The 26,499-nt window shown below is 34.4% G+C and carries 25 protein-coding genes; 10 read left to right on the top strand and 15 right to left on the bottom strand.

Annotated elements, in window-relative coordinates; genetic code table 11:
• Nucleotides 1–118: 118 nt before the first annotated feature.
• The 4 genes from KA909_RS08590 to KA909_RS08575 all read right to left on the bottom strand — a co-directional run bounded on the left by KA909_RS08590 (nt 119) and on the right by KA909_RS08575 (nt 5,757).
• Entirely contained in the window at nt 119–592 is a 474-nt protein-coding gene (locus tag KA909_RS08590; RefSeq protein ID WP_053028601.1) for a helical membrane plugin domain-containing protein, read from the bottom strand.
• Nucleotides 592–3,546 (bottom strand): formate dehydrogenase subunit alpha, encoded by a 2,955-nt coding sequence (fdhF, locus tag KA909_RS08585; RefSeq protein ID WP_070855310.1) that lies wholly within the window; start codon nt 3,544–3,546, stop codon nt 592–594. Before fdhF ends, KA909_RS08590 begins: the two co-directional genes overlap by 1 nt.
• A gap of 367 nt (nt 3,547–3,913) precedes the next feature.
• Nucleotides 3,914–4,855: an LCP family glycopolymer transferase gene (locus KA909_RS08580; protein ID WP_193839046.1), complete on the bottom strand. Its 942-nt coding sequence runs from the start codon at nt 4,853–4,855 to the stop codon at nt 3,914–3,916.
• 110 nt (nt 4,856–4,965) lie between these two features.
• A complete protein-coding gene (locus KA909_RS08575) occupies nt 4,966–5,757 on the bottom strand; it encodes an inositol monophosphatase family protein (protein WP_193839045.1) in 792 nt (263 codons plus the stop codon).
• Nucleotides 5,758–6,145: 388 nt separating this feature from the next.
• On the opposite strand from KA909_RS08575, the gene KA909_RS08570 reads away from it, so the two are divergent.
• From KA909_RS08570 to KA909_RS08545, 6 genes are all read left to right on the top strand, one after another.
• The gene (locus KA909_RS08570; RefSeq protein ID WP_193839955.1) at nt 6,146–6,844 is read left to right on the top strand and encodes a helix-turn-helix transcriptional regulator; all 699 of its coding nucleotides are present in this window, start codon (nt 6,146–6,148) and stop codon (nt 6,842–6,844) included.
• Between the two features lie 74 nt (nt 6,845–6,918).
• A complete protein-coding gene (locus tag KA909_RS08565) occupies nt 6,919–7,269 on the top strand; it encodes a hypothetical protein (RefSeq protein ID WP_193839044.1) in 351 nt (116 codons plus the stop codon).
• A gap of 221 nt (nt 7,270–7,490) precedes the next feature.
• Nucleotides 7,491–8,543, top strand: a complete 1,053-nt coding sequence (locus KA909_RS08560) for a MupG family TIM beta-alpha barrel fold protein (RefSeq protein WP_193839043.1) — start codon at nt 7,491–7,493, stop codon at nt 8,541–8,543.
• A complete protein-coding gene (gene murQ, locus KA909_RS08555) occupies nt 8,543–9,430 on the top strand; it encodes an N-acetylmuramic acid 6-phosphate etherase (RefSeq protein WP_210130102.1) in 888 nt (295 codons plus the stop codon). The genes KA909_RS08560 and murQ overlap by 1 nt, the downstream gene beginning before the upstream one ends.
• A 12-nt stretch (nt 9,431–9,442) precedes the next feature.
• Nucleotides 9,443–10,876, top strand: coding sequence for a PTS transporter subunit EIIC (locus tag KA909_RS08550; protein WP_210130101.1), 1,434 nt, complete (start codon nt 9,443–9,445; stop codon nt 10,874–10,876).
• Entirely contained in the window at nt 10,877–11,749 is an 873-nt protein-coding gene (locus tag KA909_RS08545) for a MurR/RpiR family transcriptional regulator (RefSeq protein ID WP_053028609.1), read from the top strand. It begins immediately after the preceding gene.
• Between the two features lie 274 nt (nt 11,750–12,023).
• Here the strand turns inward: KA909_RS08545 and KA909_RS08540 are convergent, their stop codons facing one another.
• Nucleotides 12,024–13,412: an amino acid permease gene (locus KA909_RS08540; protein ID WP_075108046.1), complete on the bottom strand. Its 1,389-nt coding sequence runs from the start codon at nt 13,410–13,412 to the stop codon at nt 12,024–12,026.
• Nucleotides 13,413–13,834: 422 nt separating this feature from the next.
• Between KA909_RS08540 and KA909_RS08535 the strand changes: the two genes are divergently transcribed.
• Nucleotides 13,835–14,185, top strand: coding sequence for a hypothetical protein (locus KA909_RS08535; RefSeq protein WP_193839040.1), 351 nt, complete (start codon nt 13,835–13,837; stop codon nt 14,183–14,185).
• On the top strand, nt 14,185–14,376 hold the full coding sequence (locus KA909_RS08530) for a hypothetical protein (protein WP_053028612.1): 192 nt from the start codon (nt 14,185–14,187) through the stop codon (nt 14,374–14,376). Before KA909_RS08535 ends, KA909_RS08530 begins: the two co-directional genes overlap by 1 nt.
• A gap of 122 nt (nt 14,377–14,498) precedes the next feature.
• Here the strand turns inward: KA909_RS08530 and KA909_RS08525 are convergent, their stop codons facing one another.
• Both KA909_RS08525 and KA909_RS08520 read right to left on the bottom strand, forming a co-directional pair.
• Nucleotides 14,499–14,690, bottom strand: a complete 192-nt coding sequence (locus KA909_RS08525; protein ID WP_053028613.1) for a hypothetical protein — start codon at nt 14,688–14,690, stop codon at nt 14,499–14,501.
• Nucleotides 14,691–14,695: 5 nt separating this feature from the next.
• Nucleotides 14,696–15,340 carry an HAD family hydrolase gene (locus KA909_RS08520; RefSeq protein WP_193839039.1) on the bottom strand — a complete coding sequence of 215 codons (645 nt, stop codon included), beginning with the start codon at nt 15,338–15,340 and terminating at the stop codon, nt 14,696–14,698.
• Between the two features lie 309 nt (nt 15,341–15,649).
• Between KA909_RS08520 and KA909_RS08515 the strand changes: the two genes are divergently transcribed.
• Entirely contained in the window at nt 15,650–16,180 is a 531-nt protein-coding gene (locus KA909_RS08515; protein WP_075108049.1) for a hypothetical protein, read from the top strand.
• 254 nt (nt 16,181–16,434) lie between these two features.
• On the opposite strand, the gene KA909_RS08510 is transcribed toward KA909_RS08515, so the two are convergent.
• Nucleotides 16,435–18,036, bottom strand: a complete 1,602-nt coding sequence (locus KA909_RS08510; protein WP_075108050.1) for an alpha-glucoside-specific PTS transporter subunit IIBC — start codon at nt 18,034–18,036, stop codon at nt 16,435–16,437.
• Between the two features lie 190 nt (nt 18,037–18,226).
• Between KA909_RS08510 and KA909_RS08505 the strand changes: the two genes are divergently transcribed.
• Nucleotides 18,227–18,988 (top strand): MurR/RpiR family transcriptional regulator, encoded by a 762-nt coding sequence (locus tag KA909_RS08505; RefSeq protein ID WP_075108051.1) that lies wholly within the window; start codon nt 18,227–18,229, stop codon nt 18,986–18,988.
• A 154-nt stretch (nt 18,989–19,142) separates the two neighbouring features.
• Here the strand turns inward: KA909_RS08505 and KA909_RS08500 are convergent, their stop codons facing one another.
• From KA909_RS08500 to hutG, 7 genes are all read right to left on the bottom strand, one after another.
• A complete protein-coding gene (locus KA909_RS08500) occupies nt 19,143–19,658 on the bottom strand; it encodes an SRPBCC family protein (protein WP_075108115.1) in 516 nt (171 codons plus the stop codon).
• A gap of 127 nt (nt 19,659–19,785) precedes the next feature.
• Nucleotides 19,786–21,096, bottom strand: coding sequence for a Na+/H+ antiporter NhaC family protein (locus KA909_RS08495; RefSeq protein WP_053028618.1), 1,311 nt, complete (start codon nt 21,094–21,096; stop codon nt 19,786–19,788).
• Between the two features lie 118 nt (nt 21,097–21,214).
• Complete coding sequence (locus KA909_RS08490) at nt 21,215–21,826, bottom strand: flavin reductase family protein (protein WP_075108052.1); 612 nt, start codon at nt 21,824–21,826, stop codon at nt 21,215–21,217.
• 80 nt (nt 21,827–21,906) lie between these two features.
• Nucleotides 21,907–22,788 (bottom strand): SDR family oxidoreductase, encoded by an 882-nt coding sequence (locus tag KA909_RS08485; protein ID WP_075108053.1) that lies wholly within the window; start codon nt 22,786–22,788, stop codon nt 21,907–21,909.
• Between the two features lie 126 nt (nt 22,789–22,914).
• Nucleotides 22,915–24,039 carry an amidohydrolase gene (locus KA909_RS08480; RefSeq protein WP_193839038.1) on the bottom strand — a complete coding sequence of 375 codons (1,125 nt, stop codon included), beginning with the start codon at nt 24,037–24,039 and terminating at the stop codon, nt 22,915–22,917.
• Entirely contained in the window at nt 24,036–25,211 is a 1,176-nt protein-coding gene (locus KA909_RS08475) for a SulP family inorganic anion transporter (protein WP_210125341.1), read from the bottom strand. Before KA909_RS08475 ends, KA909_RS08480 begins: the two co-directional genes overlap by 4 nt.
• 221 nt (nt 25,212–25,432) lie before the next feature.
• A complete protein-coding gene (hutG, locus tag KA909_RS08470) occupies nt 25,433–26,368 on the bottom strand; it encodes a formimidoylglutamase (RefSeq protein ID WP_070854612.1) in 936 nt (311 codons plus the stop codon).
• Nucleotides 26,369–26,499 lie beyond the last annotated feature (131 nt).

Here is a 26,499-nt window from a genome sequence, read left to right as displayed (position 1 = left end):
TATATAGTCCACCTTACCATAATTTAAGTTGAAAGTACTTATAAATTTATTTAAAGAAACGAAGTAAGGAGTGAGACTGAATTCATCGTCTCACTCCCTACTTATTATTTTAATTACATTATTTCTCGTCTCTTGACATACCTTTCAGCAAGTTAAGCATATATGTTAAGCTACGATTCATATCATCGTCTTTAAGGACACCCATTAGACTACGAATACTTGTTTTAGCATTAGGATTAGCTTGATTTGCAACATGTAAGCCTTTATTCAGTTTATTTAAGAATTGGCTTAATTCTTGTACATTGAGCTCTCCTAACATAAAGACCATTGGTGCTAAATTTGTAATTAAACCTGCGTATAAGTCTTTATTAAGCTCGGTCATAAATTTATTAATGATCACTTGACGACCTCTAATGCCGCCATTCATTAAATCAAGAATTTTCGCCTCATCTAAAGCTTTCACTATACGAATTGCTTTTAAAATACTATCTTTATTTTCAGCAATAGCATCTGTGACTTCATTAATACTTTCAAGTTTAATTTGCGCTTCAGACTTCTCTAAACGTTTAATTTTTGTTATTCTTTCAGCCATTATTTATCCACCACATTTCCCGGGAAAACATAATCAGGACGTTCCCATTTTTTCTGTACTTGGACACTATATTGCGGATTACGTTGCTTATCGACACGGAAGTTAGTTGGATTTAATGGTGACTTACCTTTACGTGTCAATACTTCCATACGACAACTTGTTCGTTTATATGATGGTGTGTCTGTATATTGATCGACATCACTGTTCGTTAATTTATTGATAGCACCTAAATCACCATTTGACATAGCATCATTATTTAAAGGAATATAAATTTCTTTACCTTTAACTCGATCGGTGATTGTGGCAATCAATGTTGCTTCCCCAGTTTCAGAAATCAATCGTAGTTCTGCACCTTCATGAATATCACGTTCTTTTGCTAGTTCTGGTGAAATTTCAACAAATGCATTAGGCATTTTATATTTAATCATTTCAGTTTGATATGTCATATTACCTTCATGGAAATGTTCAAGTAAACGACCGTTATTCACATGTAGGTCATACACTTCGTCTTCTTTAAAGAAGTTATCAAATGTTAATGGGAATAATTTAGCACGACCATTTTCAAAATTAAATCCATTCATATATAACGTTGGTTCATCTGTACCGTCTGGTGCTACTGGCCATTGAAGACTGTTGAAACCTTGTAATCGATCATAGCTTACACCTGAATAAGATGGTGTTAATCGCGCGATTTCATCCATGATTTCACTTGGATGTTTATAATTCCAATCCGCACCCATACGTTGTGCAATTAATTGGAAGATTTCCCAGTCTGGTTTAGACTCACCTAATGGTTGTAATGCTTTGTTAATACGTTGAATACGACGTTCTGTATTTGTGAACGTACCATCTTTTTCTAATGATGGACTTGCTGGTAAGACAACGTCTGCATAAGTTGCTGTAAATGTTAAGAATTCATCTTGAACTACTAGGAAGTCTACTTTTTCTAAAGCTGATTGAACAAAATTAATATTAGAATCTACAATACCTGTATCTTCACCGTATAAGTATAATGATTGAATATCTCCATTATGGATACCTTCCATCATTTGGTGATTGTCACGTCCAGGTGTTGGGTTTAATGCAACACCATATTCTTTTTCAAATTTCGCTCTAACTTCATCGTCGGCCACTTTTTGATAGCCTGGGAATTGGTCAGGCATACTACCCATGTCACTTGCACCTTGTACGTTATTGTGACCACGTAACGGATACGCACCTGAACCTGGTTTTCTGTAGTTACCTGTGACAAGTAATAAGTTAGAAATGGCTGTACTTGTATCACTACCAATATCTTGTTGCGTAACACCCATTGCCCAACAAATTGACATTGATTCAGCTTTTGCAGCCTCTTCAGCAAAACTAATGATTTGTTCTTTTGGAATACCAGTTGCTTCTTCCGCAAAATCCATCGTAAATAATTCTAATGATTTGTAATATTCATCATAATTATCTACCCATTCATTTAAGAAATCTTTATCATGTAAATCATGATCAATGATGTATTTCGTAGCCGCACCAAGCCATACTAAATCCGTACCAGGTTTCGGTTGATAGAAGGCATCCGCACGCTCTGCCATTTCATGTTTTCTGATATCGAATACATGCATTTTTTGTCCGAATAATTTTTGTGCACGTTTCATTCTTGAAGCAATAACTGGGTGTGCTTCAGCAGTATTGGTACCGATTAAAACTGTCATTGCTGCTTTTTCAAGATCTTCAATTGAGCCTGAGTCCCCACCATGACCAACTGTTCTAAATAGGCCTTTTGTAGCTGGAGCTTGACAATATCTTGAGCAGTTATCAACATTGTTAGAACCGAAAACTTGTCTTGAAAGTTTTTGCATTAAATATGACTCTTCATTTGTTCCTTTAGAAGATGCGATAAATGCTAGGTGATCGCCACCGTATTCATCTTTAATACGTTTGAAGTTAGATTCAATTACATCCAATGCTTCATCCCATTCAACTTCATGGAACTCGCCGTCTTTTCTCACAAGCGGTTTTGTTAAACGTTGGTCTGAATTAATATGACCCCAAGAGAATTTACCTTTCACACATGTAGCAATTTTGTTTGCTGGTGAATCGTGTGATGGTTGAACTTTAAGCACTTCTCTATCTTTAGTCCATACATCAAATGAGCAACCTACGCCACAATATGTACAAACCGTTTTCGTTTTCTTAATACGTTCTTTACGCATTTCCGCTTCAGAATCTGATACTGCGAATAATAGACCATCACCTGGTTCAGCTTTCTTAGTTAAATCAATCATTGCTGCTAATGAACCTGGTTCAGTATCTGTCATATAACCAGCATTGCCCTCCATGTTAACTTCCATCATGGCATTACAAGGACAAACAGTTGCACATTGACCACATGATACACATGATGACTCATTAATTGGAACATCATTATCCCAGATAACTCTAGGATGTTCACGATTCCAGTCGATTGAGATGGTTTCATTTACTTCGATATCCTGACATGCTTCGACACATCGACCACAGAGAATACATTGATCTGGGTCATATCGATAAAATGGACCATAGTCTTTTTCATATGGCTTCGTCTTATATTCGTATGACTGCTCCTCTAACCCCCATGCATCCATGGCATTATGTATTTCACAGTCACCGTTGTTATAATCACATACTGTACAATACAACATGTGTTTTTCTAATATACGATCTAAAGCTTCTTTTTGACTCGCTTTCACATCGCTATTTTGAGTATTAACTGTCATAGGTCGATCTACAACAGTGCTACACGCACGTTCAATTTTGCCGTCAATTTCGACCATACATGTATCACATGTTTGGATTGGTCCCATTGACTCGTTATAACAAATTGAAGGTACGAAAGTATCACGAGATTTTATAAACTCGAGCAAACTTGTTCCTGGTTCTACAAGATAATCTGTGCCATCAAGCGTGACGATTAAATGTTCTTGCATACTCTCCACCCCATCTATATTAAAATTTTCCGTAAAATGACTTTAACGACGTAACCATTCCATTCCAATACCCCACATATATTGAACATAGAATTACATTAATTGTATTACTTATTTCATTAAATGTTAAGCGTTTCATAAATTTTTGCAATTTTAAAAGAATTAAATATTAATAATACATTCCACTACTACAAAATTAATTTTTAAAGATTTATTATATTTTAATTTTTTAGAGTATATAAAAAGAGGTAGGACCAAACGCTTTTGAGTTTGATCGCCTACCTCTATAAGTATAGGTTTACTTGAATGGCAAAAGTAAAGGAGTGGAACAACGCATTTATTTTAACTTTTGTCCCGCTCATTATGCTTACAAGTTATTATTTAACACATCTGTAGCATTCTGTTTTGAGTCATCATTTGGTATAAAGTACCAAAGGCCATCATCTTGAATGCCACCTTGCCCTTCTAATTGATGACGGTTCACTGTTGCATTGGCATTTTTATAATTTTTTCTAATATCGTTCATGTCATTTAATGTTAAATCTGTTTTTACATTTTTCTGGATTTGATTCATTAATGATGGGAAATGTGTCAATGCTGACGCACTTGTCATCTTATTAGCCATCGCTTGAAGGATCAATTGTTGTCGTTCTTGACGACCGAAATCTCCACCAGCGCCCTCTTCTTTACGACTACGTATAAAGGCCATTGCAGTATCACCATCTACGTGTGTAGATTGTCCTTTTACAAAGTTTGTTCCTTTCGTAGTGAAAGTATCATTACTCGTAACATCGACGCCACCTAAAGCATCAATCATATCATGTAAGCCATCCATATCAACCGTCGCATAATGATCGATAGGGACATTCATTAGTTTCTCTAATGATTTAACAGCCATCGTCGGCCCACCATAAGCATAAGCATGATTGATTTTCTCTGTTGTACCTTTACCTACAATGTCAGCTTGTGTATCTCGAGGCACACTGACGATTTCTGTTGTTTGTTTCTTCGGATTAATAGAAAGAAGCATGATTGTGTCACTTCTTTCACCATCATTTTGACTTTTACGTTGTGCATCTGAGTCAACACCAAATAATGCAATGGTAAATGGGTCACCGTTAGATAAACTTATATTCTTTGATCTCAATTCTGAATGTTGTCTATTTAATGGATTATGAATCTTACCACTCGTGATAAAAATACTAGCCACCACAAAAATTGTCGCTACAATTGCTAGTACAAACAATATCCCTATAAACCATGTAACTATTTTTACGGGCAGGCTCATTCGTTTATGCGTTCTACGCATCCTACCACTCCTATTCTTTTTTATGAATTAATATTATAATTATATATTAAAATGATTAACTTGCTATACGTCTTAAGAACTAACTTTTCTTAAACTAGCGATTATGAGTGTTAAATATGATAGCCACCATCTCGATTGAAAATAGCCAAAATAGCTTTATAACAACCACGGTTACTAATAATGAAAGGACCACTCTTAGCAAAGTCTAACGGTTCGCCATTTAATTGTGTCATTTCCAGATTTAATTCTTTTGCAAATAAAAATTGTGCTGCTATATCCCACGGTTTAGGGTTTGTATTCATATGTGCGCCAAATTGCCCTTTAATGACTCTGACTGAATCTAATCCACATGATCCAATATTTCTCACGCTAAATGACGCATCATATAATGCTTTACTTGTATCATCATTTATATATTGTGTTCCAAAAGAAATGATTGCATCACATAATTGTAATTCACGAGGTGGCAATAATGGCTGACCATTAACATATGCCCCCTTACCCGCTACAGCCTTGTACAATTTATCATGAGGATAATCATATATGTACGACAGTTTAGGTTCCCCATCAACGAAATATGCAATAATAATACAATAATCTTCTTGTTGCTTAACTAAATTTGCCGTGCCGTCAATTGGATCCATAATCCATAAATGACCCTCGTATGGCTGAATCGTATCATTATCTTTTTCTTCAGCTAACAATTGATGTCCAGGAAAGTATTCAGATAAATACGTTTCAAATTTGTTTTGAAGTTGCTTGTCTACATTAGTAACTAAATCAAAGCGATTTAGTTTGGTATCCGTAGACATATCTTTGATTAATTGTGGAATAACATCATCTAAGTGTGTTAACCAATTCATAATATGTGTATCTATATAATGAAGTTCATTTTGCATCATTTCACCTCAACGATCTATTTCACTTTATTGTATCTTACTGTATTTATTTGTCATAGGTATTTTTAAATTGCGACACAAAAAAATCGGCTAGTCATCTGCTAGCCGACAAATAGAAAGGAAAGTAAGTAATAAATATTGAAGATGTTTCGATGTAACTCGAACGATTCACAACAAGCTATCTGTTATATAGCTTCTACCCCTTTGTTTGAATTCGTTCTCCCCTGTTACAAATAATATATTAGCATAAAACACTTTAATTTGTAAGCGTTTTCTAAATAAAAAACGTTTAATTTTACACACATAATCTACGAATATTCTCAAAATGTCTTCAATATCAGTGTTATGTTATAATTAATGTAATATGTAATGGTTATAGGTGGTGTTTATGTTGAAGAAATTGGATCGCCAAAATCAAATTATTTCATTGATACAACAAGGCAAAACAATCAATGCATCAGAATTGGCACAACACTTAAATGTTTCTGTTCGTACAATTAGTCGCGATATTGCTGATTTAGAAAATCAAGGTGTTCAAATATACGCACATAAAGGGAAACATGGTGGCTATCAAATTCAGAATACTGAGGATAAAATACAAATTCATTTTAATGAACAGCAGTTGGTATCTCTATATTTAACCTTAATAGAAAGCCAATCTTATTCAACATTACCTTATACGAAAGAGATTGAATCTATAATTAATCAGCTTATCAATATACCTAACACGCATGTTCGTAAATCACTCACCCATATGACTGACTTGATTAAATTTGAAGATACAGAACAAATTACTTTACCTCGTCTATTTACAGACATATTAATCTATAGTTCTGAACGAAATGTTATGCTGATTGACTTCAATGATAATCATGACACTATTGCTGAAAATGTGATATTTATTGGTTTACTATGTCGTAATGGTGAATGGCTAGCAATTATATATGAAATCGGTTTAGGTCGAACACGGGAACTACCAGTACTCGATATTTATGATATTTCTTATTCCTTCGAAAAGACGATTAAAACATACGATATTTCAATACAAAATTATACTCAATTTTTAAATCCAATCGAGCATACTGAATAATATGTTCGGTTGGGTCCTCTACGTTCTACCTCTTTTATGACTTAATACCTTCAAAGTAAGGAGTTTCACATACCATGGATCAATTAACTCAAATTCGTCAACAACTCATTGTGCTACTCACGCACATCGAAAAGATACGATATTACTATCTAATGGATGACCGGTACTTAAATCAAGAAATTGACGCGTATCATACTTCGATTCATCATTTCAGTCTTGATTTAGCTTTAACACTTCAAAATGACGCTAACAACAGTCACACATCATCTTCCCTTGAACTCAAACATACTTATCATAAATTACTAAATCATTTATCCTCACACCCGTTACATGATTTTCAACAAGGAACGATATTAATTGATTTACAACAACGCCAAAATCAAATTCATCAAACATTCGTTCACTTGTCAAATGCGTTCCAGTAGTTTCATTCCCCCTGTACAACCATCGATGCCCATTATTTCTTCAAACTTTTATGCATCTTTCTTAGTTATAAATTAACGTCAATTCTGTCATTCAATCTCATCTTTGAATACGTAGCGATTCACCAATTAAATATAAAAATTATATAATATATATGTAAATTGTAATAAAAAACGTGAAACGCTATAATTGTAAGTGATTACAGTAATTAAGGAGGATTCACATGCTAGGTTTCTCAGTCTATTTAGGTCAACCATTAAATATTTCTTATATTTTAGATATGGTTCATCATGGTTATGACGTTATTTTCACATCATTACAAATACCTGAGGAAAATGATGAGACAAAATTGACGTATTTGGGAGAATTATGTCAATTACTAAAAGATACATCAGTAACCTATATCATTGATATCAATCCTTCATTGCTGAATCAAAACGTTTACCGTTTTTTCGATCAATTTCCAAATGGGGATTTTGTTATTAGAATAGATGAAGATTTTAAGCGTAGTTTAATAGAAGACTTATATCAGCATCATTTAAAGTGTTGTTTAAATGCTAGTACGATTACCGCTCATACCCTTGATACACTTTACAATCAAAAATCATTACCGAAAATTTATTTTTGCCATAATTACTACCCTAGACCTGATACAGGTTTAGCTTTAAGTTTCATTGAACAACAAAATGAACTTATACGAAAATATGATGAACATGCTCCGATTATGGCCTTTATTCCTGGAACTACTTTTAGAGGTCCAATGTTCAAGGGACTTCCAACTATTGAGCAACACAGACATATGACGTTACTTCAATCTGCACAAGCTTTAGTTGATTCTAGACTAAACTATATTCTTATTGGTGACACTGCTATCACCCGCTCAGAGGCAATCGCTTTACAGCAGATGATTGATCATCGTCATTTCAAGCTTCGTCTAACTTATTTTGATGAATCATACGAGCAACTCATCTTCAAACATCATACATCTCGTCTTGATGCACCAGAACATGTCATACGATCTAAGTATTCTAGATCAACAAAGGTCAATATTCCTCCTAATAATCAGTCGAATCATAATCGTACTAGAGGAGATATTACAGTGGATAATTCACTTAACAAACGTTACGAAGGTGAGTTGCAAATTATTAAATCAGATTTGCCTAGTCATAAAGCGATTAATCATGTTGCTTCAATATGTGCTGAAGATATAGCAATCATTGACTTAATCCAACCTGGTGACACATTTGAATTTATTACTGAAAAGGAGAAACGCTAATGGAACATTTAACAACTGAAAGTAGAAATACACAAACGATGCATTTAGATGAAATGTCTATTTTTGAAGCTTTAAAAGCAATGAATCAAGAAGATCAATTAGTAGCTAAAGCAGTAGCCTCTATACTGCCACAGTTAAATAAAGTCATTGAAGCAACCATCACTCGATTTCGCGATGGTGGTCGCATTATATATATTGGAGCAGGTACAAGTGGTCGTTTAGGTGTATTAGATGCAGCCGAATGTGTTCCAACCTTTAATACACAGCCAAATGAAGTAATCGGTTTAATTGCTGGAGGTCAACAAGCTATGACTGAAGCAATTGAAGGTGCTGAAGATAACGTAGAAATGGGAATGACCGATTTAAAAACAATCCATTTAAATCATAAAGATGTTGTCATAGGTATTTCCGCAAGTGGACGTACGCCTTATGTTAAAGGAGCGTTAACGTACGCTAATGAAATCAATGCAATGACAGTCGCTCTATCATGCAATTCAAATAGTGACATCAGTACAATCGCCAATCATGCACTTGAAGTCAATGTTGGACCTGAAGTATTAGCTGGCTCTACGAGACTAAAATCAGGCACAGCACAAAAGCTTGTGCTTAATATGATATCAACCATTACTATGATTGGTGTTGGAAAAGTGTATGATAACTTGATGGTTGACTTAAAGGCGACAAATTACAAACTTGAACAACGCTCTATACATATTATTGAAGACATTTGTGGCTTAACTTTTGAAGAAGCGCAATCACTATATCAACAAGCCGACAATGATATCAAAGTTGCAATCGTTATGAATCTATGTGACACAACGAAAAGTGATGCTAAATCGAGACTAGTAAAGCATAACGGTATTGTGAAACAAGCAATTCAATCTTAAGGAGGCAATGATATGAATAAGGATCAACAATTAGCCCATCACATCTTAGATGCGGTTGGTGGCATTGATAACGTGGATAATATCATTCATTGTATGACACGTGTGCGTTTAAAAATAAATGATGAGTCAAAAATTGATTACTCAAAACTTAAAAATATAGATGGTGTACTCGGCGTAGTACAAGATGAGCGTCTTCAAGTCGTGGTTGGACCCGGTACAGTTAATAAGGTATCAGCTGAAATGGTCAAGCTAAGTGGTGTGCAACTAGGAGAAGATATCCCCCATCATAGCAATAAGTCTAATATTGAAGCGCAAGCTAAAGAAAATAAAAGTGACTATCAACAAAAGCACAAACAAAGTAAACTAAACAAGATTTTAAAGTCTATTGCTAACATCTTTATACCATTAATCCCTGCATTTATAGGTGCTGGTTTAATTGGTGGTATTGTAGCAGTACTCAATAACTTTATCACAGCAGGCACTATTTCAGCCGATTGGGTCAAACAGCTTGTAGCCGTACTTAATGTCATTAAAGATGGTATGTTAGCGTATTTAGCTATCTTTACTGGATTTAATGCTGCTAAAGTATTCGGTGCAACACCAGGTTTAGGTGGTGTTATTGGGGGTACCACATTATTAACAGGTATTACTGAAGACAACCCAATCAAAAATATCTTTACTGGTGAACCTTTATTAGCAGGTCAAGGTGGTATTATAGGGGTTATCTTAGCAGTATGGTTATTAAGTATGATTGAGAAAAAGTTACATAAAGTCGTTCCAAATGCGATAGATATTATCGTAACACCAACAATTTCATTACTCATTATAGGTTTGCTAACGATATTCTTAATTATGCCTATTGCCGGATTTATATCTGACGGTTTGGTGGGCGTCGTAAATTGGGTCATTGGTGTAGGTGGCATATTTAGCGGATTTATTATAGGTGCGTTCTTCTTACCACTTGTTATGTTAGGCTTACATCATATATTCACCCCGATACACATCGAATTAATTAATCAATCTGGTGCAACTTACTTACTACCTATCGCAGCAATGGCTGGTGCTGGACAAGTAGGTGCAGCTTTAGCTTTATGGGTAAGATGTAAGCACAATACAACACTAAGAAATGCGATTAAAGGTGCATTACCTGTTGGTTTCTTAGGAATTGGTGAACCGCTTATTTATGGTGTGACTTTACCATTAGGTCGACCTTTTATTACCGCTTGTATCGGTGGTGGTATTGGCGGTGCTGTTATCGGTGGAATTGGTCATATCGGTGCTACCGCAATAGGACCTAGTGGTATTTCATTATTACCTTTAATTGCACATCAGAAATATTTAGGCTACATTATAGGATTACTATCTGCGTACCTAGGTGGTTTTATTTTCACATACTTTTTCGGTACGACTAAAGAAATGAGAAACTTAAATAAACTAGGTGATTAGATGACAAACATTTTATATTTAATCGACGACAATTATCCTTCTTTTTCTAAAAATGAAAAGAAATTATCACGATTTATATTAAACTCACCACATAAAGTGATTCGCATGTCGAATCAGGAGATTGCTGAAGAACTGGAAATGAGTGTTTCAACATTAAATCGATATAGCCAAAAATTAATTAATCAAAGCTTTCATGAAGTCAGAACACAATTAGCAACATTATTCCCTAAACAGGAAACACCGTATAAGATTGAACTGCTTAACAATGAGTCGGTAGACACTTTAAAAAAGAAGTTATATCATCGTGCAGAAGAAGCACTTCAAAAGAGTTCTACCTTTGCGGATAATGCAACAATAGATAACATATGCAAACAGTTTAAACGTGCGAATACGATTTTTATATTTGGCTATGGCGCATCATACGTCTGTGCTACGGATTTATATCAAAAATTATCGCGTATTGGGCTAAATGTTCAACTTGTACAAGAAACACATTTATTCACAACGATGTTGTCTACGCATGATAAAGATGATTGTGTAGTATTTATAACGAATAACGGCGATCAAAGTGAACTTCGAGCGATGGTCAAAGTGGTTTCAGATTACCATATTCCAATTATTACCATCTCAAGTTCTGAGCATAATCATGTAGCCAAGCTTTCTGATATTGTTCTAACGTATGGCCATTCAGACGAAAATGAATTGCGTATGGGGGCAACTACTTCTTTATTTGCTCAGATGTTTACGATTGATGTTCTTTTCTATCGTTATATTGCATTAAATTATGAAACGTCATTAGATTTCATTACGCAATCAAAAATGGCACTTGATAATTATCGTAAGCATTTATCAAATGTGGAATTTAAGCATTAATCTTTTCAAACAAGAAATAAGATATAGAAAAGCCAGTAAGTGAATTTAATAAAAATTCTCTTACTGGCTTATTTAATGTAACCAAGACATTATGACTTGGGTTTTAGCTCATTTTGTTACGACGCTTTCTTTCGGTAAAAGCGTTAAAAAGAGAGCGGTACAGAATTGATTTAAATTCATTGTACCACTCCCCTTCATATGAATCTAAGCACTTTGTGTCTTAGTCCATTTTGAATCATGTGTTGATGATGTTTGATTTGATTGATTTATGCGCTTATTTAACTTTACGGTATCCATCATTTTTGTGATGTCCACGAACGAAGTAGTAAGTCGTTACCGCTGCTAAGAAAATAATACCAATGACAACTGAAACAACTGTTTCTTTGTTGAATAACATGCCAATTAATACAATTAATAAGAATAAGATTGTAATTGCACTCGCAAACGTTCCACCTGGCATTTTAAATGGATGACCTTCAACTTTCTCAGGATGCAATCTTCTGAAACGAATGTGACTAATTAAAATCATAAACCAAGGAATCATACCAGGTAATATAGATGCACTATATACATATACGAAAATACTATCCGCACCTTTAATAAATAAAGGAAGAATAACATTTAATAACGCACCTACTAAGATACCTAAAGCAATGGCTAATACTGGATAGAATGGCACACCATTTTTCATAACTCGTGTAAAGATTTTAGGCATTTGACCTTTTTGAGCTAATGTAAAGATCATACGACTTGCACTAAAGATACCTGAGTTACATCCAGATAATGCTGCAGTTAAAACAACGAAGTTAATTAATCCAGCTGCAAAAGTGATACCAATTTTAGCAAATGTAGCTACGAATGGGCTACCGATTTCACCTAATTGATCCCATGGATAGATAGTAACAATTACGAAAATCGCACCAATGTAGAAAATTAATATACGCCAGATAACACCGTTTACTGCACTTTTAATATTTTTCTGAGGATCTTTTGTTTCTCCGGCAGTGATACCAATTAATTCAACGCCTTGGTAAGAACCAATAACAATTGATAATGCAAAGAAGAAACCTACAAATCCATTAGGCATAAAGCCACCATGAGACCATAAATTTGAAAGTCCAATCGCATGGCCACCATTACCAATTCCAAAGAAGATTAATCCTAAACCAGCAATGATCATTAATATAATTGTTACAACTTTAATCATTGCAAACCAGAATTCAAATTCACCGAATGCTTTAACAGAAGTTAAGTTAGCTGCTAATAATAACAGCACGGCAACGACACCAGGAATCCATTGTGGCAAGTTCGGGAACCAATAATTCATATACTCGCCCACTGCAATAACTTCACTCATTCCTACAACAATCCATTGGAAGATATTACTCCATGCTGTCATATATCCTGCTGCAGGGTGAATGTAATCACTCGCAAATGTAGCGAAAGATCCAGTAGTTGGATTTAAGTAAATCATTTCCCCCATTGCTCTCATGATTAAGAATAAAAAGATCCCTGCGATTAAATACGCAAAAATAACTGATGGACCAGTCCATTTAATCGTACTTGTTGCTCCCATAAATAAACCAACACCAATAGTACCACCAAGTGCGATCATTCTAATTTGACGTGCACTTAGCCCCCTATGTAATTCATTGTTATCCATTAAAATAACCCCATCTCTATTAAATCTAAGGTTCGAATACTTTTGTCTTTCAGAAAACCCTCTTTTGCTTTCCTTCTTTTCCCTTAAAAGTTCCTTTACCTTAATGAAGTTATTATACTATAATTTGACAAAATTAAAACATAAATTTTACAACTTTTTGAAATCGCTTCCATTACTGTTGTAATAACTCTTTTCAAATTTTTAAAAACCTTGATTTTACAGTATTTTTGCCATTTAAACAAAGTTACTTTTTACAATATTTTTTATTGAGATTTTTCACTTTTACAAATAATCTTTTTTTAATTCAATTGTTTATAATCATTTTCTATGCGTTTGATTGATGGGAATGTCGTAAAAATGAATTTAGAGTGTGATATACTTTTGTTAGAATTTTTACTGATCAATACAAGGAGTATTAATGAATGCAAGCATTGTTAAAAAAGAGTGTTAAAATTTCTATTATATTTGGCATCGTTTTCTTTCTATTAAACTATTTCAGTGCCAATCATGATACCGTTAATCCACTAATCATAAGAACAATTATCGCAACTTTAACTTTTTTCTTATTATATTTTGCTGTGTTTACAATTTTCAATTCAGATGAGCGTAAGTTAAAATTTGGCATTACGTTGCCAATCGCTTTAATTCTTTTCATAATTATAGGTGCCCTCTTCTTTACACTGGAAATGGGTGTTATAGCGGGTCTCATTGTTGGTCTTTTAGCAGGATTTATTTGGGAATGGATTGATAAACAGAATGGAGGTACAAAATAATGTCTGTCACAATAGGTATCATTTTAATTATTGTCTTACTTATACTAAGTTTAGTGCCTAATTATAAAGCGATGCAACAAGCTAAATCACAAGGTCAAAAATCCACACGTTATACAATTATGGTAGGTATTGATTTAATTCTCATCGTCTTATTAATCGTCACTATTATATTAAAAGTATTTATGAATTAAGCGGTAATCATAATCTAATCGTAAAACTAGATTTTTATAGAAAGAGGGAGTGGGACGACGAATTTAAAAGAATTCTGTCCCACTCCCACTCTTTTCTATTTACTAACTATCATACGAGTGCTTTATATTCTTCCTTGTAACAATAAGTAATAGCCTATAGTAGCTAAAATCAAATAGATCATTGTACCGACAACGAAAGAACGCACTTGAACTTTAAAAGGTATATGTTTACTAAATATAGGGCCTAATACTAAATTTCCTATGCCTATGATAATAGGACCTGCTAAAAAGAATATGATAATTTGCCACGACATCATATTTACTCCTTATTCGCTTCAAAGAATGTATTTACTATCTCTTCAAAGCTTAAATCTTTGCCGACATAAGCGATGTCAGAAAAGTCTTGTGCTTCTGTCATCTCATTTGTATTAATAATTACATCTAACCCAGCATTCATTGCACCAGTAGCACCATTAGCTGAATCTTCAATAGCTAAGCAGTGTGCAGGTGAATAATTTAAGCGTTGTACAGCCGTTAAATAAAGCTCTGGGTCTGGTTTCACCGCTTCAACATCTTCTCTTCCTACAATCACATCAATATAATCGTTAATACCTAACGTTTGAATCGTAGGCATAATTTCTTCCCTATAACTACTTGTCGCAATCGCCATAGGTATGTGTCGTTGCTTTAAATATTTCATTAATGAAGACACTGTGTCGATAATATCTAATTCATGACTCGTATTATTATGTTCATCATATATTTTTTGTTTCTTCTCAATGCCAATTTGTTGTTCAAGATAGTCATGTAACCCTTGCGCATGTCCCCCAATGTGACTTCTGTAAAACTCAAGTGTTACAGGTTTCACGCCATGAAATGAAAGATGTTTATTAATTATTTCATATAAGTGTTTCTCAGTATCTATTATGGTACCGTCGAAATCAAATACTATAGCTTTATACATAAGATTGCTCCTTTAATTACTCCAATTATTGCTAAGTTTATCATATGACATATGAATTTCATACTTCGCCGAATACGTACTAACACGTTTAGAAGAAAACGCTATTTGAATGCGCAAATTTAATTCCATGTTAAATCGCGTTACGATTAGATTACAAAATAATTAAATCGAAGTTCATTCAAAAGTCCTAGTGCTAATATTAATAAAGAGTGATACAATCAGTGTGTATAAAAGAACGGTGTACGACTTAAGGGAATTTACAGGCTAAATGCTTTTTACATACGTTAAATAAATATAGGAGGTCATTGCATGTTGTTAGACAAATTTGAAACTTACATCATCAACATTGTAGGTTTAAAATCTAGATCAACTCGAAAACATTTAATTAAAGTCTGCAAAGACGTTAAATTTTGCGATTCATTTCAATATTCAATAATCAAATACGATGATATACCCGTTTTAGAAGTTAGCTTACCTAAGCAGCAACTGCCATATTTTATTAGCTTTTTAAGTTTTTATCAATTCTCAATTTATCAAATTTTATCTCCTAAACGAGTAAATACGTTACTAGATACTGAACAACCTTATCAATCATCTAAACGTTTCGATTTAGCAATAGACGGCCTCCAAGATGCATTCATTAAAGATAAAGTTATTGATATTATGACTTATTTCTCAAATAACTTTGATATCAAATACACATTAAATAACAACTGTGCAAGCGTATGTTGTGCACCTGAAACATTCAGCAAATTACTACAAACGATTGCATGCAGAAATATTGATATTCTTTCTGCATCTTATAAAACACGTGTACTACATAAAGCAAACATTTCTTAATTAACTATCATCATAGTAGTTCAATAATACGTAGAATAACCAAACTAGTTAGGAGTGGGACAAAGAATTTAAATAGCATTCTGTCCCACTCCTTATGCATTTTCTTTTTATGATAACAATGGGTTTAAATCCAAGTGACGCTCTGTTTAAGGTGAGTAAGTGATAGAAACGTTTTACCAAAAAGGATTGTACACAAAAAAAGACCAGTAGAAAATCTTATTCCAGATTTTCTACTGGTCTTTTAATTAAATACATTATTTTTTATCATTGTCATCATAAACTAAATGTTCAAATGCTTCACGTACTTGTGGGACAGTCATTCCAACTACCACCTGAACGTTTTTACCACTTTTCACGAGTCCATGAGCCATTTGTTCATGAGTGAAGTAACCACTATCTTCAACTTTTGATTCATCATTAACTGTTAGGCGTAAACGCGTTGTACAATTTGTAACGTCTTTAATATTTTCTTTTCCGCCTAATCCTTCTAGATAATAATGTGCTTTCGCTTCATATTCATTGCTAGGTTCAAAGCCTGAATTATCCGTACTTCCATCGCCTTTTTTCTCTTTATAATCTTTCTTAGAGAATAATTTAACTTCTTCTTCAGCTCGACGTCCTGGTAATGGAATATCAAATTTCAAGATTAAGTATCTGAATACAACGAAATAGATACCTGAGAAAATCAATCCTATCACAACTTGAGCTACATAAGTTAACCAATGATTTTGTCCTAATGGAATCCAGTTCGTCGCGATGAAATCGAGTAAACCACCGCCCATGTTACCAACAACGCCGAAACCATACATAATTGTATCCATTGTCGCTGCTAATAATGCATGAATTACAAATAAGTAAGGTGCGATAAATAAGAATGTAAATTCTAAAGGTTCAGTAATACCAACAACTACCGCAGTTAAAGTAGCTGGTACTAACAATGCTGCAACCTTTTTACGGTTTGCTTTAGGCGTTGTAGAATACATTGCTAGTGCAATACCAATCGCACCAAACACTTTACCGTTACCTTGTAACATGAAACCATAATGGAATTGTTCTTTTAAAGGTTTACTACTTTCAGCAAACTCATTTAAATGTCTAAACCATTCTGCTTTAAGTCCATCTTTTGCTACAACTGGACCTACTTCAATTGGTGCATAAATGAAGTGATGTAAACCAGTTGGAATTAACACACGTTCTAAGAAATGATATAACCAAACACCAATATAACCAGATGCGATAATGAAATGTTGCATTGATTCAATACCACTTTGTATTGTTGGCCATACAACACATGTGATTGCTGCAATTGGTAACATAACAAAGAATGATATTGTTACAACAAATGTTAAACCTTGGAATACACCTAACATTTCTGGTAATTTCTTGCTATAGAATCGGTTATGTATCCATGTCACGATGGCAGAAATAATGATACCACCAAGAATATTTGTATCTAATGTTTCGATACCAGCAATTGCTTTTAACCCAGTTACATTTTCAACACCTTTTTCTAAGTTGGCACCAAATGTATGTGGCCATTGCGTTAAAATCGCGTTGATAAATGTATTGAACATTAAATAGCCCATTAATGCAGCTAAAGCAGCATGACCAGGTGCTTTCTTAGCTAATGATAAAGGCAATCCAACCACGAATACAATTTCCATATGATTGAAGATAACCCAACCACCTGATTCAATCACAGACCAAAATTTAAACCAAAATGTATGATCATTTGCTAATCCGCCCATGATAGTTGGATTTTTGAATAATGTCGCAAAACCTAATACAATCCCAAAGAATGCAAACATTAATACGGGAACGATCATAGCACTCCCAAATCGTTTAATAGCGTTCATAATTTAACCCCCAAATCTTTCTATGTTGTACTTAAGTCCATCGTACATATAAAAGCGTTTTCTTAATATCTATTATAGTAAACGCTTACACATATACAATGACGTTGACCGATTTTGAAATAATTTTGTATAATCAGTTTATGTTTTCTATACATGAAAATATTTTCAGGAAAGAATGAGAGGTGTCTTTGTGCTATTAGATGAAAAAGTAAATGCTAATTTCGACAAGTTAAATGATAACGACCTTCAAATTGCACATTTTGTAAATACGCATGTCAATCAATGTAAAACTTTAAAAATACATGAACTCTCGCAATTCACTCATGCATCTAATGCTACGATTCATCGTTTCACACGAAAATTAGGATTTGATGGTTATAGTGACTTTAAATCCTATCTTAAATTTGAAAGCGAACATTTAAGTCAACTGCCCAAAGATTCAATGGATGCTTTTAAACAAGAAATAGAAACAACATTTAGCTATTTAGATCGCATCGATTATAATTTGATTACAGATAAACTGAATCATGCATCTACTGTTTATTTATATGGCACCGGTCGCGCGCAAAAAAACGTTGCGGAAGAAGCGCAACGAATACTGTTAACAATGCATAAAAATATCATTGTCTTACATGACGTGCACGAATTAAAGATGGTACTGAACCGTTCAGTAGCTGAAGATTTATTTTTCATTATTTCTCTTTCTGGTGAAAGTCATCAACTTTCAGATGTAACTAATCTACTTCAATTACGTCAAAAATATTTTATCTCAGTGACAACAATGAAAGATAATACACTAGCGCAAAAGGCTAGCTACAACGTTTATGTATCAAGTAATACGTTCTATTTATATGATGGTACAGATTACTCAAGTTTTATTAGTTATCATATTTTCTTCGAAACATTACTACGAAAATATAACGAACGTAAAGATATCGGTGAACTCAGTTAAGCACGATTAACAAATTAGGGGTGGTACACCATTCGTAATGAATGTAGTGTACCACCCCTACTTTTATGACTGACTTATCTTGAGATATCATGAGACCATTGTTAACTGAAATCAACCAACTACTGTCAATGTTTGTAGTCGTTTCAGTCATTGATTATAATAATTGATTATCTTCTACATATTGTTCAAGTATTTGATGCATTTTATCGAACATCAATTCTAGACCATGAACAGTTGAGTCATGATATTCTTTTTTCTTTTGTTTATATTCTAATGTTGTTAAACGTCTTTCACGTTCGACTAATGACTGATAATAGAAGAACATTTGTGTACCGCCACTTTCACGTTCTTCAAATTCGACTTCAATAATATCTTCTTGATCACTTAATTCAGGCATACCAATTGTCATTTTAATATACTCGTTATTAACGAGTTCTTGATATGTACCTTGAATTATATTTTGACGCCCATTACGTGAATCTACAATTCGATATGAACCGCCTTCTTTCATATCTACATCAATAGATTTATTTGTACGTTGAGAAGTCATAAACCATTGTTTTAATAAATCTGCGTCTGTCCAAGCTTGATATACTAATTCTGGTGAGTATTTCAATAAGCGTTCGATATGAATTTCAACATGTTCATTCTCTACATTATATTTTGCCACTTGTTTCACCTACTTTCACTCTTACTTCTATTTTAACGTATTTCAATACAGTTCCAAACTTTGAACTATTAAAATGTTTAATTATTTTAAATTTCTTAATAAAAAACAACCTACACAACTGAGCTGATTACTTAGGATTGCTGTTCGGCTTAGCTTTAACACGTGGATATCTTAATATAATAGCTAAAATGCCACAAATTCCTAGTAAAAAGGAATAAATACAATACGGCATAACACTAAACGGAGATATACTTGCCACGCCAGCCGCTGCAATGACTTGTGGACTATAAGGTAAAAAGCCTTGGAAACATCCCGCAAATATATCTAACAAACTTGCTGATTTACGCGGATCAACATCATATTCATCAGCAATATTTTTCGCAAGTGGCCCCGACATGATAATTGAAATTGTATTATTAGCTGTTGCAATATCTGCAGCACTCACTAATCCAGCAATACCAAATTCTGCGCCACGTTTCGTTTTAACTTTAGAACGAACAAAATTCAATAACCATTCAATGCCACCGTTGTGTTGAATGATTCCAACTAAACCACCAATTAGCACTGCAATGATTGCAATATCCTCCATACCAATAATTCCTTCTGATACTGCTTGTAATAATCCCTTCCAACCAAAAGAACCATCAAACAAGCCAATCAAACCAGATAATAATGTACCACCGATTAAAACGATGATTACATTCACACCAATCAGTGCTAAGGCTAATACCAATACGTAAGGAATGACTTTAATTAGATTGTAGTCATAGCTTTTAGAGTGATCTATTGAAATGCCATTAGTAAGGAAGAATAAGACAACGATTGTTAATAGTGCTCCTGGTAATACAATCCAAAAATTCACTTTAAATTTATCTTTCATTCGTGTCTTTTGCGTTCGAACTGCAGCTATCGTTGTATCAGAAATCATCGATAAATTATCGCCGAACATGGCACCACCTACAACCGTACCCATTGCTAACGCTGCTGGAATATCCGTTGCTTGAGCAAACCCAAAGCCAACAGGTGCTAATGCCGCAACGGTTCCTACTGAAGTACCCATTGAAATAGAAACAAACATACATATTACAAATAAACCAACGATAATTAAATTTTGCGGTATTAATGATAAACCTAAATTTACAGTTGATTCAACGCCACCCATTTTTTCAGTTGTGGTTGAAAAGGCACCGGCCAATATAAAGATAAAGACCATCAAAATAATGTTTGAATGACCTGCACCTCTTGTAAATACCTCAACTTTATTTGCGAATGTTTCTTTTCTATTCATAATTAAGGCAACGATAACAGTAATTGTGATTGCTACATTAAGGGGCATATTTGTAAAATCACCTGTAACTGCACCAACACCTAAAAACAAGGCAATAAATAATACTAGTGGCAGTAATGCCCATGCATTGCCTTTTCTTTGTTCTTCCATACTTAACCTACTTTCCTTATAAAAATAATTTTATTATTAAAGTTACAAGAATACTGTCATAACGTCAATAAAGTTTTATGGAAATTGCATATTTAAAACCATCGTTTGTGACATGACATTAACGATTAGGTCGTTCAATTGTAAATTGCTCTCCTAATTTAGCGTAATCATTACCTGCTAAACGTGCAACAGGTTTGAGTTGATTTGCATTAATTTTACTGTCTCCAAAATATACATCGTCCTGTATATGATACTTAACAATTGTTCCAATAATTAAATCGGCGCCCTCATCTTCAGAGCCTAATAAAATCATTTGTTCAAGTTGACACTCAAATCTAATTTTGGCTTCTTTGATTGCTGGTACATCAATAATATCAGAAGTAATCATATGGAGTTCAGTCAAATCAAGTTCATTGTCTTCAGGTTGGATTGGCGCTGCAGTTTTATTAATTTCTTCAACATTATCTTCATCCGTAATATGAACAACAAATGATTTAACGTTTTCAATATTGATTGCAGTATCTTTGCGTTTTCCTGCTTTTCTTTGTGCGGAAATAGCAATCATAGGTGGCGCATTATTAACGATATTGAAAAAGCTAAATGGCGCGGCATTTAAACGCCCTTCACTATCTGAAGATGTAACAAATGCGATAGGTCTTGGAATAATCGAACCACTTAATAATTTATAATTTTGAACATCTGATAATTGGTTAGGATCAATGTGCTTCACGTTCTATCACTCCTACTCATTTCATTATAAAAACGCAAGAGTCTTATTCAAACCCTTGCGTTGGATTTACAATCTTATATTTAATTAATTTGAATACCACCAGTTACACCGAAGACTTGACCAGTTGTATAACTTGAGTCCTCAGAAGCAAGTAAGACGTATGTGCCAGCGAGTTCTACAGGTTGTCCTGCTCTACCTAGTGGTGTATCTTGACCAAATTGCGGTATCGCAGACTGTGGTTGACCTCCAGTGATTTGTAAAGGAGACCAGAATGGACCAGGTGCAACGCAATTCACTCGAATCCCCTTCTCTCCTAATTGTTCAGAGAAGCTTTTCGTGAGTGAGATGATGGCTGCTTTTGATGCTGCATAGTCGTGAATGAGTGGATTTGGATTATACCCTTGAACAGATGATGTTGTTGTTATAGATCCTCCAGGTTGTAAATAATCTAATGCCTTTTGCACGGTCCAAAATACTGGATATACATTGGTTTCAAATGTTTCTTTAAACGATTGCGTATCAAATCCTTGTAATGTGTCATGATACTGTTGATGACCTGCTACTAATGTCACATTATCTAAACCACCTAGTTCATTATACGCTTGTTCAACTAAATCATAATTAAATTGTTCATCACGAACATCCCCAGGTATTAAGACAGCTTTACGCCCTGCCTTTTCAATAACGTCTTTAACTTCTTGCGCATCCTGTTCTTCACTTGGAAGGTAGTTAATGGCAACATCGGCGCCTTCTTTCGCATAAGCGATGGCAGCCGCACGTCCAATTGCTGAATCGCCTCCCGTTACAAGTATTTTATAATCCAATAAACGATGATGTCCCTCATAGGAAGTTTCGCCACAATCAGGCTGTGGTGTTAAATTGGATTGAAGTCCTGGTAAATCTTGTTCTTGTTTTTCATAATCAGATGACTTAAATTTAGTTCTTGGATCTTGTGCGCCCATTTTATTCAACTCCTAAAGCATGTTTAGTGTTTGTTTACCCGTTCTTATTGATTTTTAAATCAATTATTGAAAAATATCATACAGCCACACACCATATTTAAATTTCATCATTGACGATGAATTAAATTAAAGTTCTTCAAACAACTGATCAATGAGCGTTATAAAATATTCTGGGACTTTCTCAAGTATACGTTCATCTGGATCAAATTTCGGATGATGTAGATCGTATTTACTATTTGAACCAATAAATGCAAACACACCAGGATGATTAGTTAATAAACCAGAAAAATCTTCGCCAATCGTATATGGATTCTCTAATTCAATGATGTTATAACCGACCTTTTTAGCGGCTTCTTTAGCATGTTGCGTTAAGTACGCATCATTGACTACCGTTCCTGGAAGTCTAGTGTAAACAACTTCAATTTCTACATTAAATAATTGCTCTAACCCTTGGGCTATCTCATGAAATCGTTGTTCTATATAATTTTGAATCTCAGGTTTAAACGAACGCACTGTGCCTTGGACATAAGCTTGATCAGCAATTACATTCCATGTATTACCAGATGATACTTCTCCAACCGTCACTACCGCGCTATCAAAAGCCGATATATTTCGACTTACAATCGTTTGTAGACTTGTAATTAATTGACCGAGTACCATAACTGGATCATTACCTTGTTCAGGTTTCGCAGCATGTGCACCTTTACCGTGAATTTTAAATTCAAAACGATCAACAGCGGACGTAATAGGCCCAGCCTTAATTGCAAATTCTCCAATATCTAATGTTGGATAGTTATGGAATCCAAGAATAGCTTTGACATCATCCAAGACGTCTGTCTCTGCAATTGCTTTAGCACCATAACCCGTTTCCTCTGCAGGTTGGAATATCAATTTCACACGACCTTTAAGCGTTTGCTCTTGTTCTTTTAATTTAGTGGCAATAGCTAAGATGCTAGCCATATGAATATCGTGGCCACACGCATGCATCACGCCTTCATTAGTTGAAGTGAATTCATGTTCAACTTGCTCTGTAATCGGTAACGCATCTATATCTGTACGTACAGCAATACATGGTTCTCCTTGACCAATTTCAGCTATGAGACCTGTTTCTAAAGGAAGGTCAATGATTTTAATATCATATGCTTGTAATATACGTTTTATACGTTTCGTCGTTTCGTATTCTTTCTGAGATACTTCAGGAAATTGATGAAATGTTCGTCTCCAATTGACATAGTCATTAAACGTTGTCATATCGATTGTCGTCCTTTCTTTTTAAAAATAAAGTGAATACCATAATAAATCAATGTCCCTATAACGACACCAATAGCTAAATTGTGAGACATTAAAATTAAAATCATCGTTATCATCATAACGATGCCATGTGTAATTGGTGCTTCTCTCAAATGTTTAAATGTACGTCTATCAAACGTATTTAAGGATATCGTAATAAGTACCGATGCCAAAACTGCCATAGGAATTAATCCTACAATTGGGCCCAAAATGACAACACAAGATAAAAGAAACATTCCAGTAATCAATGTCGCTAACCGTGTTGTGGCGCCCATTTTAAAATTAAACTTTGACTGACCTACTAAAGCGCTTGAACCATAGCCACCTAGAAATCCAACTAACACATTAGCTAACCCTTGACCCATCACTTCACGATCTTTATTCGATTCACTTTGCGTTATGGTGTCCATCATATCGTTAGTAAGATTGGTTTGAACGACAGAAATGATAGCCATGGTTAATGCATATAACATGATAATACTAAGTGCATGTGCATTTAGTAATTCTGTATAAACAGAAGGCTTAGGGAGGGTGAGTCGAATTTGTGCTAAATCATGTACCAATTGAACATTGGGTTTAATTAAATAACTTACTACTGTTAATACGATGATGGCGATTAGTGGCGCCGGTATCAATCGTATCAATTTCGAGGATAGATAAATGATAAGAAATGTTGCAATTGCTACATAATACGTTGCAGTTGTAATGCCAAAGATATATTTTATTTGTGTCGTAAGTAGTAAAATCCCCAATGCATTCATAAATCCTATAACGACAGTATCGGGAATATGATGGAGTATCTTATCAATACGACATAACCCAAAGATAATCAAAATGATGCCCATAACAATTGTTGACATAACTAAATAATGAACATTGTATTGTTCAACAAGTGGTGCACCTACAATAGAAATACCACTACTCGGACCAGATACCATACTAATCCGTTCTCCTAATAAACTTATAAACAACATCATTAATCCACAACTCATCAGCCCTACAGTAGGACTAATATGCACGATAAACGAGAAAGCTATAGATACTGGGAGTAATGCTAACCCCATTAAGATACCAGCCAAGATATTTTGTGCAACATCACCACGCCATTGTTGCTTATAGCTTAATCGTTTCATTACCAGTCACTCCCCTATTAGTTTATATCGTAACATAATTGTCAAACTTTTCTATCAATTTAAATTTAAAAAAGAGCGCAACAGGAGTGGGACAGAATTCTTTTTAAATTCGTTGTCCCAGCCTCACGTTCCGCTCTCACATATATGAATACATGATTTATAAGCAATTGATACGTCATCGATAACGATATAATCTTATCATTCACGTTAATTATTGATACTTATACTAAGAAATGATGAATTAAATTTGCTGCTAATTTAGATGTACGATCATCTACATCATAGTCAGGATTGGTCTCTGCAATACTAATGGAAGATACCTTCTCACTTAATATGATTCGTTTACTAATTTCAAATACTGAATGCGGATATAATCCCAACACACTTGGTGCACTAACGCCCGGCGCAAAGGCACTATCAATCACATCCATACATATCGTAAACATAATCGTATCGTGATCGTGAATAAATCGTTCTACTTTATCTTTAATGGTTGGTGATACTTGATGTAAGAGTTCATCCGCATACACATAGATAACATCGTTGTCTTTCGCATAATCATACAATGCGCGCGTATTGCCACCTTGAGCTAATCCTAGTACTAAATAATCAGCCTTATCATCATTATCTAGTATTTCTCGAAACATCGTGCCAGATGTAGGTGGTTCATCAGGTCGTGTATCGAAATGCGCATCAATATTTATAATGCCAATTGAAGCATCTGGATAGACATCTCTTGTCGCTAAATATTGGGCATAGGCAATATCATGTCCACCACCAATGAGAAAGGCTTGCTGGTGTTGTTGAATAACTTTAGCGGATAACTGTGCCATCTCTTGTTGCGTCTCTCTTAGACAGTCATTCGTATGTGAGACATTGCCATAGTCAACAAGCATATCACACTCACTTAAATCCGGAAGTTTCGCAAACTCACGTTTAATAGCGTCTGGTCCTTTTCTTGCTCCGACTCTCCCCTTATTGTTCTCTACACCTTTATCAACCGCATATCCTAAGAAACCAACGCCTGTCTTCTCTCCTACATTTTCCATTTTTTCTAAATTAGCAAATTGTACTGTTTGAAAATGTCTAAACTGTTTGGGATCTGTGTCGCTATCTAAACGACCTGTCCAAAGTTGCGGATTACCTTGTGTATACATTTCATTGCCCCCTATTGATTTACTCTATACCATTATCTTACACCACAATGTAATGCATCGTTAATGTTACGTTATACTTTTGCTTACCCTTTTCAAATTAATTTAAGACATTAAAAATTGTTTTCAATCAT

The organism is Staphylococcus sp. GDX8P54P (genome assembly GCF_017893165.1).
Taxonomy (GTDB): Bacteria; Bacillota; Bacilli; order Staphylococcales; family Staphylococcaceae; genus Staphylococcus; species Staphylococcus borealis.
This window is presented reverse-complemented; position numbering and strand designations above follow the sequence as displayed.

What these genes read in the sequence shown, in the direction of transcription:
- KA909_RS08590 (WP_053028601.1), bottom strand. Translation starts at nt 592, where the DNA reads ATGGCTGAAAGAATAACAAAAATTAAACGTTTAGAGAAGTCTGAAGCG.
- fdhF (WP_070855310.1), bottom strand. Translation starts at nt 3,546, where the DNA reads ATGCAAGAACATTTAATCGTCACGCTTGATGGCACAGATTATCTTGTA.
- KA909_RS08580 (WP_193839046.1), bottom strand. Translation starts at nt 4,855, where the DNA reads ATGCGTAGAACGCATAAACGAATGAGCCTGCCCGTAAAAATAGTTACA.
- KA909_RS08575 (WP_193839045.1), bottom strand. Translation starts at nt 5,757, where the DNA reads ATGATGCAAAATGAACTTCATTATATAGATACACATATTATGAATTGG.
- KA909_RS08565 (WP_193839044.1), top strand. Translation starts at nt 6,919, where the DNA reads ATGGATCAATTAACTCAAATTCGTCAACAACTCATTGTGCTACTCACG.
- KA909_RS08560 (WP_193839043.1), top strand. Translation starts at nt 7,491, where the DNA reads ATGCTAGGTTTCTCAGTCTATTTAGGTCAACCATTAAATATTTCTTAT.
- murQ (WP_210130102.1), top strand. Translation starts at nt 8,543, where the DNA reads ATGGAACATTTAACAACTGAAAGTAGAAATACACAAACGATGCATTTA.
- KA909_RS08550 (WP_210130101.1), top strand. Translation starts at nt 9,443, where the DNA reads ATGAATAAGGATCAACAATTAGCCCATCACATCTTAGATGCGGTTGGT.
- KA909_RS08545 (WP_053028609.1), top strand. Translation starts at nt 10,877, where the DNA reads ATGACAAACATTTTATATTTAATCGACGACAATTATCCTTCTTTTTCT.
- KA909_RS08540 (WP_075108046.1), bottom strand. Translation starts at nt 13,412, where the DNA reads ATGGATAACAATGAATTACATAGGGGGCTAAGTGCACGTCAAATTAGA.
- KA909_RS08535 (WP_193839040.1), top strand. Translation starts at nt 13,835, where the DNA reads ATGCAAGCATTGTTAAAAAAGAGTGTTAAAATTTCTATTATATTTGGC.
- KA909_RS08530 (WP_053028612.1), top strand. Translation starts at nt 14,185, where the DNA reads ATGTCTGTCACAATAGGTATCATTTTAATTATTGTCTTACTTATACTA.
- KA909_RS08525 (WP_053028613.1), bottom strand. Translation starts at nt 14,690, where the DNA reads ATGTCGTGGCAAATTATCATATTCTTTTTAGCAGGTCCTATTATCATA.
- KA909_RS08520 (WP_193839039.1), bottom strand. Translation starts at nt 15,340, where the DNA reads ATGTATAAAGCTATAGTATTTGATTTCGACGGTACCATAATAGATACT.
- KA909_RS08515 (WP_075108049.1), top strand. Translation starts at nt 15,650, where the DNA reads ATGTTGTTAGACAAATTTGAAACTTACATCATCAACATTGTAGGTTTA.
- KA909_RS08510 (WP_075108050.1), bottom strand. Translation starts at nt 18,036, where the DNA reads ATGAACGCTATTAAACGATTTGGGAGTGCTATGATCGTTCCCGTATTA.
- KA909_RS08495 (WP_053028618.1), bottom strand. Translation starts at nt 21,096, where the DNA reads ATGGAAGAACAAAGAAAAGGCAATGCATGGGCATTACTGCCACTAGTA.
- KA909_RS08485 (WP_075108053.1), bottom strand. Translation starts at nt 22,788, where the DNA reads ATGGGCGCACAAGATCCAAGAACTAAATTTAAGTCATCTGATTATGAA.
- KA909_RS08480 (WP_193839038.1), bottom strand. Translation starts at nt 24,039, where the DNA reads ATGACAACGTTTAATGACTATGTCAATTGGAGACGAACATTTCATCAA.
- KA909_RS08475 (WP_210125341.1), bottom strand. Translation starts at nt 25,211, where the DNA reads ATGAAACGATTAAGCTATAAGCAACAATGGCGTGGTGATGTTGCACAA.
- hutG (WP_070854612.1), bottom strand. Translation starts at nt 26,368, where the DNA reads ATGTATACACAAGGTAATCCGCAACTTTGGACAGGTCGTTTAGATAGC.